Source organism: Dialister sp. UBA1703, from assembly GCA_002320515.1.
Lineage (GTDB): Bacteria > Bacillota > Negativicutes > Veillonellales > Dialisteraceae > Dialister.
This window is the reverse complement of record DCJJ01000015.1, coordinates 1-7,887: the sequence shown is the minus strand read 5'-3', so window position 1 is coordinate 7,887 and position 7,887 is coordinate 1. Positions and strand designations below refer to the sequence as shown.

Here is a 7,887-nt window from a genome sequence, read left to right as displayed (position 1 = left end):
TGATTGAATCAGCGCTTCCTTAGAGGGTTCCCGCAATCTTTTTGTCCCACCGCTTGCGAGGGGAAGGTGGTGCCATCAGGCACCAAAGGGGGACGCCCGCTCCGCGGGCGAGGGTTCTTAAGGTTCTCAGGTTTGACGGCGCCTTTGGCGCCGAGGGTTGTGGTGGCGGCTTCGCGGCAATGAGTATAAATGCCGCCAGTCGGCGGGCAGCGGTTAGCCTTTTCTTTTTCCCCTAGGCTGTCGCCCTTCATATTTTCGGGAATACATCCCGCCGACTGGTATGCAGCATCATTCCCTTACTTACGATTCTTACCGAGATCCTTCGCCTGCGGCTCAGGATGACAGTGGCAGGCGGGCAGCGATTAGCAGACAAACACTCCCACTGTCTCACTATCTCACCAGTCCACTAGCTAACTAGTCCACTAGCCCACTAGTCCCCCCCATTTCCACCACCTTTTCTCCTTCAAGCATGGTCTCTGTCCCTATACCCAGAGTCTGGATTTCCGGTTTTTAATGTTTCACGTGAAACAGGGGCTGTGAAAAAATGATTTACATTTTTTCACAGCCCCTGTTTTTTCATGAATCAGAAAAAGCGGCGGGAAGGCTTCCTGAGAACAGATTTCCAACCAGCCCACCAGTACACCAGCTCACTAGCCCGCTAGAACACCAGCCCACTATTCCCCCATTTCCACCACTTTTCCTCCTTCAAACATGGTCTCCGTCCCTGTTACCAGGGTCTGGATTTCCTGTTTTTTCAGGAAGGAGAGGAGGGCTTCTCTTCTTTCCCTGTCCAGTTCGCTTCCTATGTCGTCCAGGAGGAGCACCGGGTATTCCCCCGTTTCTTCCCGGATGAATTCCATTTCCGAAAGTTTCATGGAAAGGATGGCGGTGCGCTGCTGGCCCTGGGAGCCGTAGGCGGAGATGTCAAGACCGTTCAGAAGGAAGCGGAGGTCGTCCCGGTGGGGGCCGATGGAGGTATGGCAGAAGCGGGCGTCTTCTTCCCTTCGTTGGGAAAGCTGCTCCAGAAACCATTCCATGTCATAGCGGGGGCTGCTGCTCCCCTGCTGGATGTATCGGATGACCAGGCTTTCTTTGCTTCCGGTAAGCTGTTCTTCCATGGCCGGCACGGTTTTGTTCATTTTCTTCGTGGTTTCCAGTCTTTTTTTCACCAGGTAGGAAGCGGAGGCGGCAATCTGCATGTCCCACATATCCAGATCCGGTTTCCTGCCGGTGGCCTGGGCATTTTTAAGGGCGCTGTTCCGCTGCTGCACGGCCCGGCTGTAACGGAGGAATTCTTCGTAGTACCTGGGGGAGACCTGGGAAATTTCCATGTCCATGAACCGTCGCCGCAGCTGGGGAGCGCCTTTGATAAGCTGCAATTCGTCGGGGGTGAAGAGGACGGTGCGGAAAAGGCCGACCAGTTCTTTTTTGCGAATGGCCGTGTCGTTCAGGAAAATCTTTTTTCCCTGGCTTCTGGTGAGCCTGATTTTGATGGTCTGCACCGTTTTCCCTGTTTCAAAGTCCACCAGGATGGTGCCTTCCTCCTGGCCCAGGCGGATGATTTCTCCGTCATTTCCGGTGCGGAAGGATTTGCCGGTGGAGGCGTAGGACAGGGCTTCTATGAGGTTTGTCTTGCCGCTGCCATTGGGGCCGGTGAACAGGGTGAGGGCCGGCGAAGGCGCCACGGTCATGTCTTCAAAGGAGCGTACCTTGATGACCCGGAAGGAAGTGCATTTCATTAGGCTTCTCCGGTAATGGCAAATTCGCTGCCGTCAATAACGAGGGTGTCTCCTTTTCTGATTTTCTTTCTTTTTTCATGGACTCTGCTGCCGTTCAGGGTGATGGTGTGGCTTTCCAGAAAAGCACCGGTTTCACCGCCGGAGGAAATGTAATCCATTTTTTTCAGAAACTGGTCCAGCTGGATGTAGTCTCCGTAAATCGTTACGTCCTTCATCAGTATTTCCTTCCTCTCATGGGCGTGAGCATATAATTATAGGTTTTATCTTCTTCCTGTTCAATGACAATGGGGCCCGCTTTCTGCAGATTCAGAATGATGGTTTCCCCTTTGGAATGCTTCAGGATGTCTTCGATGTAGGTGCAGTTGAAGGTGAGGCTGATATTTTCCCCATCCAGCTTCACGGGAATGGAGGTGTCCGCCCGGCCGATGTCCGGATCTTCTTCGAAAATTTCCAGGGTATCGCCATTGAAATGGAAATTGATGGTCTGGTAGCTCATGTCACGGGCAATGGGGCTGACGAAACGCACCGCTTCTTCAAAGTCCTTCAGGTTCACTTCCGCCCTTGCTTCAAAATGGGTGGGGATGATGCGGTGGTAGTCCGGGTATTCGCCGTTCACCAGGCTGGCGATGAAGTAGGTGTCGCCGAAGGTGAAGGCCACATGGTTGTTGGACCAGGAGATTTCCACCATGGATTCCTCGTCATCCAGAGGAAGAATGCGGCTCACGTCGGACAGGATACCTGAGGGGACGATAAACCTTCCTTCCGCTGCCGCTTCCTGGTCAAGGGAAATTTCCTTGGCAGCCAGACGGTGGGTATTGGTGGCCACCATGGTGAAGGCATTCTTTTTCACTTCAAACAGGATACCGGAAAAAATGGGTTTCTGTTTGTCATTGGCAGCAGCAAAGGAAACGAGGCTCACCATGTCTGCAAAGTCCCTACATTTCACCAGGCAGTGGTTCCGGTGATCCATTTCCTGTACATCCGGGAATTCCACCTGTTCCCTGGTGGGGAATTTGGAAAGATAGGTACCGCTCTTAAAGGAAACCAGGTTTTCATGGTCTCCCTTTTCCATCACCACGTCTCCTGCCGGCATCATGCGGATAGTGGACTGCAGCTGCGGTGCTGCAATGACGGTGACTCCTTCTTCTTCTATGTCTGCAGGACAGGACGTTTTGATACCTATGGTGTAATCATTGGCCTGAATGAGGATATTTCCTCCGACAGCAGAAATGAAAATGCCGTTATTTGTATTGGATGTGACTTTTGTCTGGGCAGCCCGCTGGACACGGTCCAGGGCACCGAAAAGGTCCGATTTGTTGAAGATGACTTTCATGGCAGCTCCTTATAAAAATGACGATGATATTTAAAAGATAGTAGTAGTCGCAGTAGTACGCTGTGAAAAAGTGAATAACTTTGTGAAAATCAAGATTTTGTCGAATGTCCCGCCTTGTCAGAAAGAAGTGAATAACTTTTTTCACAATTCACAGATTTCACAGTTTTTCCTTTCTTCCCCTTTATTCACAGTGTGAAAACAGGATTATCCCCTGCCCCCGTCCCTTTTGTTCACAGTACTTTAGGAGGGGGAAAGGGTTTCTTGTCGGTATGGAACACCATAGCGTCAAGCCGGGTAGGAAACATTTTGCAAATCGTTTCCTGTCGGCATGAAACGCCATAGTGTCAAGCCCACAGGCCCCTCACCTGTTTCTAAGCATTTTCCTGATGGCTTCGATGGCGGCTCTGGTCTGGGGATCCTTTGCCATGTCGTTTTCCACCCTTTCGCAGGCGTAGAGGACGGTGGAGTGATCCTTCCGCTTGAAGCAGTCCCGGAGGGTGGGGTAGGATTCGTGAAGTTCGTTGCGGCAGAGGTACATGGCAATCTGCCGGGGAATGACGATTCTCTTGGGCCGTCCGTTGCCCAGAAGTTTTTCCTTCTTTACGCCGTAGTACTTGCACACCGTGTCGATGATGAAGTCCACCGTAAGCTCCTGTCCGCTTTCGATGGGAATCTGGTCCTTCAGCGCTTCCCGGGCAAAGGGCAGGGTGATGGGCTCCTTTTTAATGTGGGAGAAGGTGACCAGCTTGTTGAAGGCCCCTTCCAGTTCACGGACATTGGTATTGATATGGCTGGCAATGTAGTCCACCACATCCTTGGGCAGGGTGATGCCCATCTTTTCCGCCCGTTTCTGCAGGATGATGCAGCAGATTTCATAGTCCGGCGGGGAAATAGGCGCCACCAGGCCGCTGGAGAAGCGGCTCTGCAGGCGGTCTTCCAGCTTGTCGATGTCCGATGGCGTACGGTCGCTGGTCATGATGATGTATTTCTTCTTGTCAAAAAGTTCGTTGAATGTATTGAAGATTTCCATTTTCGTGGAATCCCTGGAACCGAAGAATTGCACATCATCGATGAGGAGGAAATCCAGATTTCTGTACTTCGCCCGGAACTTGGGCATGGTGTGGTTCTGGATGGCGTCGATGAGCTCATTGGTGAAGGTTTCGCTGGACACAAAGAGCACCGAAAGGCTGGGCTTATATGTATGTATATAATTGCAGATGGCATGAAGCAGGTGGGTCTTGCCCAGTCCCGACGGGCCGTAGATGAAAAGAGGGTTCATCTTCTGATCCGCCTGGTTCGGATTCGTGGCGGTCTGGGCCACCGCATAGGCGGCCTGGTAGGCGATTTCATTGCAGTTGCCGTGGACGAAGGTTTCAAAGGTGTATTCCTCGTTCACCGGATTGGGCTGGAAATTTTTCTTCGTCTCCCCGACCCCTGTCATAGGTTCAAAGAGAGAAGGCTCGTGGAGCTCCTCGTAATTGCGGATATCCGGCAGCACCACCTGGTCCGCCGTTTTTGGCGTAAGACTGGAGAAATCCGGCGGAGCCACCTCTTCAGGAAATGGATCAGCAGCTGCCGGCGGGGTCTCCGGAAGGGGGGAAGGCGTTGGATTCTCCTCCTCCGGAAAAGGAATGGCCGGCGCAGGCACCGGTTTTGGCGCCGGCACAGGAGCCGGCGGGGCAAGAGGCGCCTTGGGGGGCGCCGAAGTTTCTGGAGATGGAGGATTGGAAGCAGCGCCGGGAGAAGCGATTTCCACCTTCATAGGCTTTCCTGCAATGGAGCTTACGATCTGCTCCAGCTTCCCCTTGTACACCCCGTTGATCCACCGCACCAGGTAAGGTTTGGAAGGCGTTATCACCAGGGTGGTGTCGTTCATGGACGTGGGAAAAACGTCGTAGGAGAACATCTGGTAGTACTGGCTGTCATTCTTGCTGATGTAGTCCAGCACCTGTTCCCAAAGTAAGAAAAAATCCATAATGGCTCCTTTGGATAACATGTGAATACCTGTGAATTTCTGTGAAAAGATTTTCTGTGAGATTTTCAGTTTCATTCGATAAATACAGGATATTCAGCTTTTGAATAAAGCTGTTCATAAGTGAAGAACTTTGTGAATAACTTTATTGTACCATGACTTTTCTTTTCTGTACATTCACAAGATAATGGGAGAAAATCCTTTTGAACCTACTAGCAGTAGTAGAAATCACTGTTCACAGGAATTCACAGGGAAGAAAAGCCTGCTGTCGGCTTACTGCGAACCGCTGTCTGCTGCCTGTAGAGCTCTCCCGCCGGGCAGTGTCATCCTAGGTGTAAGCGAAGGATCTCGTTACATGCAGTATATGAGATAACAGGTACCAGCTCCATTCGGCGGGAAGAAATCATAGACAGCAGGCAGAAGGTTCAAAGGCGGCAGAGTTACATGGAAAGCGATACAGGCTGATGGATTCATTCATTTCCAAGTAGAAAAGCAAGTAAAAAAACACAGAAAATGGAACAATCAAAAATTTGTCTTTTCCATTTTCTGTGATATAATGGGCATAGAAAGAGACCGCTGGCATCCGTGGAGTGGAAAACGGCTCTCTCAGAATATTTTGTATTTGAAAGGAGCCTTCCAAGCCATTGGATGGCTTTTTTCAATTGCTACTTTTTAGAAAGTGCAATGATGGCGACCACCAGAGCAGCAAAATTAATAACGACCATAAAGGCCTGATACAATTCTTGGCTCATAGTGAATCACCTCCTCTTACGGAAAGTAAGAGAAAGCCCTGCCAGCTGTCCTGTGTAAATATTATCATGTTTTTTAAAGTTCTGGCAAATATTTCCCTAAATAGTGAGGTGCTTTCCCCTTCGGGACTCCTGCCCGTTAATCTTGTCCCTAAAGGCTGCATTATAAAATAATTACCCGAAGGGCAATCCACCACCCTTTGAACCTTATGAACCCTCTGAACCTTTTGAACCCGGGGCCGGGCAGCGGCCCCTTTTACACTAGTCAAAGCGTCCAAATCATGGTACCATAAAGAAAGTTGTTAAGAAAGCACTGACCAATGAATCAGCGCTTCCCTGGAAAGGAATCACGCCATGAAACGACCGCGGAAAGTGACCCGGGAGACGAGACTGAACCAGTACGCCCGGAAAATGTACGGCAAAGAAAAAACGGAAAAAATCATGGAAGATGAAGACATGGACATGATCCAGACCAGCAGGAACGGGGAAAAGAAGAAAATCCGCACCCTGCTGAACCGGAGGCTCCGCCATTCCATGAAAAATAAAGACCTTCCCAATGGAGCGGCTTACCGCAGGGAAAGCGGCTGGGAAGAGGAATAACCAGTGAGGACGCAGGGTTCGCTGCGTCTTTTTTTAATAAGTGAGTGATAACCATGAATAAAAATGAAATCCTTGTACTGGATACGGAAACCACCGGCTTTCTGGGAAATGCGGAAGTGCTGCAGGTATCCATTCTTGACGGCGAAGGCACGGTGCTGATGAATGAATACTTCCGCCCTGACCACACCGAAAGCTGGCCGGGAGCCATGGCGGTGAACCACATCACCCCTGCCATGGTGGCGGACAAACCCTCCATCCAGATGCGGAAAGAAGAGATTTCCCATCTTCTTCGCCATGCCAGGGCGGTGGTAGGATATAATATTTCCTTCGACCTCAAAATGCTCAGGCAGAACGGGATCTACGTGCCCGGCCCCATGAAGCTCCGCCCCATCGACCTTATGGGCCCCTTCTCCGACCGCTACGGAAAGGAAAAGAACCTGCCCCTCAATAAATACGGCCACTATAAATACCAGAAACTCATCACCTGCGCCGGCTACTACGGCTACGAAGAAGGGGGCTGGCACGACAGCCTGGCAGACACTAAGGCCACCCTCTTCTGCTTCTGGAAAATGGTGGAAGACGGCACCCTTCGGATATAAAGGAAATCAAAATGATACGGAAAAATTTCAAAACCTCGGCAAAAAAGAAATATTATATCGTGAAAAAAGGCAAAAAGCCCGGCGTCTACTACAACTGGCCGGACTGCCAGAAACAGGTGCAGGGATTCCCCGGCGCCCTATACAAAGGATTCGTTACCAGGGAAGAAGCGGAAGCCTGGTATGGGAAACCGGTGAAAGAAGCCGCCCCCTCCCCTGCGCCGGCGGTGAAAAAGGAAATCCCTGATATTAGAAAACTGGAAATCCTCTACCCGCCCCACGTGCACCCTCTGGATGACAGCATTCTTTACTACCATGGTGCAGGCATGGCTATTTCCCTGCCGGAAGCCCTTACCATCTACACCGACGGCTCCTGCCTCGTCAACCCCGACGGCCCCGGCGGCTTTGCGGCAGTCTTCCTTTCCGTGGAAGGAAAAGAACTCCTCACCCTGACCGGCGGTGAACCATCCTCCACCAACAACCGCATGGAACTAAGGGCCGCCTATGAAGCCCTCAAAATGGCGGACGACGGCAAAGTGCACACCATCGACTTCCACACCGACAGCAAGTACCTCCAGCAGGCCTTCTCCAAAGGCTGGGTGGAGAAATGGAAGAAAAACGGCTGGAAAACCGTACAGGGCACCGCCGTCCTGAACCAAGACCTGTGGACCGCCATCGACGACCTCATGGGAAGACATCACATCCGCTTCCAATGGGTCAAAGGCCATGTGGGCACGAAATACAACGAACTCTGTGACCGCCTGGCCAAAGAAGAAGCCAGAGATCATAGATAGCTGGCGACTGTCCGCTGCCTTTTGGCATCGGCATGATGGACAGTATTCCCGAAGGTTGACACGCCCTTACGGGCGTGAGGGTTGAGCCAGCCGCCGGGCCTTTC

Annotated in this window: 8 protein-coding genes; 3 read left to right on the top strand and 5 right to left on the bottom strand. The window is 51.4% G+C overall.

From position 1 onward, the window contains the following. Positions 1-674 precede the first annotated feature (674 nt). From recF to B2Y11_RS08750, 5 genes are all read right to left on the bottom strand, one after another. Entirely contained in the window at positions 675-1,739 is a 1,065-nt protein-coding gene (recF, locus tag B2Y11_RS00815) for a DNA replication/repair protein RecF (protein WP_291054869.1), read from the bottom strand. After that, on the bottom strand, positions 1,739-1,954 hold the full coding sequence (locus B2Y11_RS00810; protein ID WP_291054866.1) for an RNA-binding S4 domain-containing protein: 216 nt from the start codon (positions 1,952-1,954) through the stop codon (positions 1,739-1,741). Before B2Y11_RS00810 ends, recF begins: the two co-directional genes overlap by 1 nt. Then, positions 1,954-3,072: a DNA polymerase III subunit beta gene (gene dnaN, locus B2Y11_RS00805; protein ID WP_291054864.1), complete on the bottom strand. Its 1,119-nt coding sequence runs from the start codon at positions 3,070-3,072 to the stop codon at positions 1,954-1,956. The genes B2Y11_RS00810 and dnaN overlap by 1 nt, the downstream gene beginning before the upstream one ends. A gap of 361 nt (positions 3,073-3,433) precedes the next feature. Further along, complete coding sequence (dnaA, locus tag B2Y11_RS00800) at positions 3,434-5,047, bottom strand: chromosomal replication initiator protein DnaA (protein ID WP_291054861.1); 1,614 nt, start codon at positions 5,045-5,047, stop codon at positions 3,434-3,436. Positions 5,048-5,709: 662 nt separating this feature from the next. Beyond that, positions 5,710-5,796: a putative holin-like toxin gene (locus tag B2Y11_RS08750; RefSeq protein ID WP_414630727.1), complete on the bottom strand. Its 87-nt coding sequence runs from the start codon at positions 5,794-5,796 to the stop codon at positions 5,710-5,712. A gap of 351 nt (positions 5,797-6,147) precedes the next feature. Between B2Y11_RS08750 and B2Y11_RS00795 the strand changes: the two genes are divergently transcribed. From B2Y11_RS00795 to B2Y11_RS00785, 3 genes are read left to right on the top strand one after another with little or no spacing between them, the layout of a single operon-like run. After that, positions 6,148-6,393, top strand: a complete 246-nt coding sequence (locus tag B2Y11_RS00795; protein ID WP_291054858.1) for a hypothetical protein — start codon at positions 6,148-6,150, stop codon at positions 6,391-6,393. A 53-nt stretch (positions 6,394-6,446) separates the two neighbouring features. Then, on the top strand, positions 6,447-6,992 hold the full coding sequence (locus B2Y11_RS00790; protein WP_291054857.1) for a 3'-5' exonuclease: 546 nt from the start codon (positions 6,447-6,449) through the stop codon (positions 6,990-6,992). 11 nt (positions 6,993-7,003) lie between these two features. Further along, a complete protein-coding gene (locus B2Y11_RS00785; RefSeq protein ID WP_291054855.1) occupies positions 7,004-7,783 on the top strand; it encodes a ribonuclease H family protein in 780 nt (259 codons plus the stop codon). Positions 7,784-7,887: the final 104 nt, after the last annotated feature.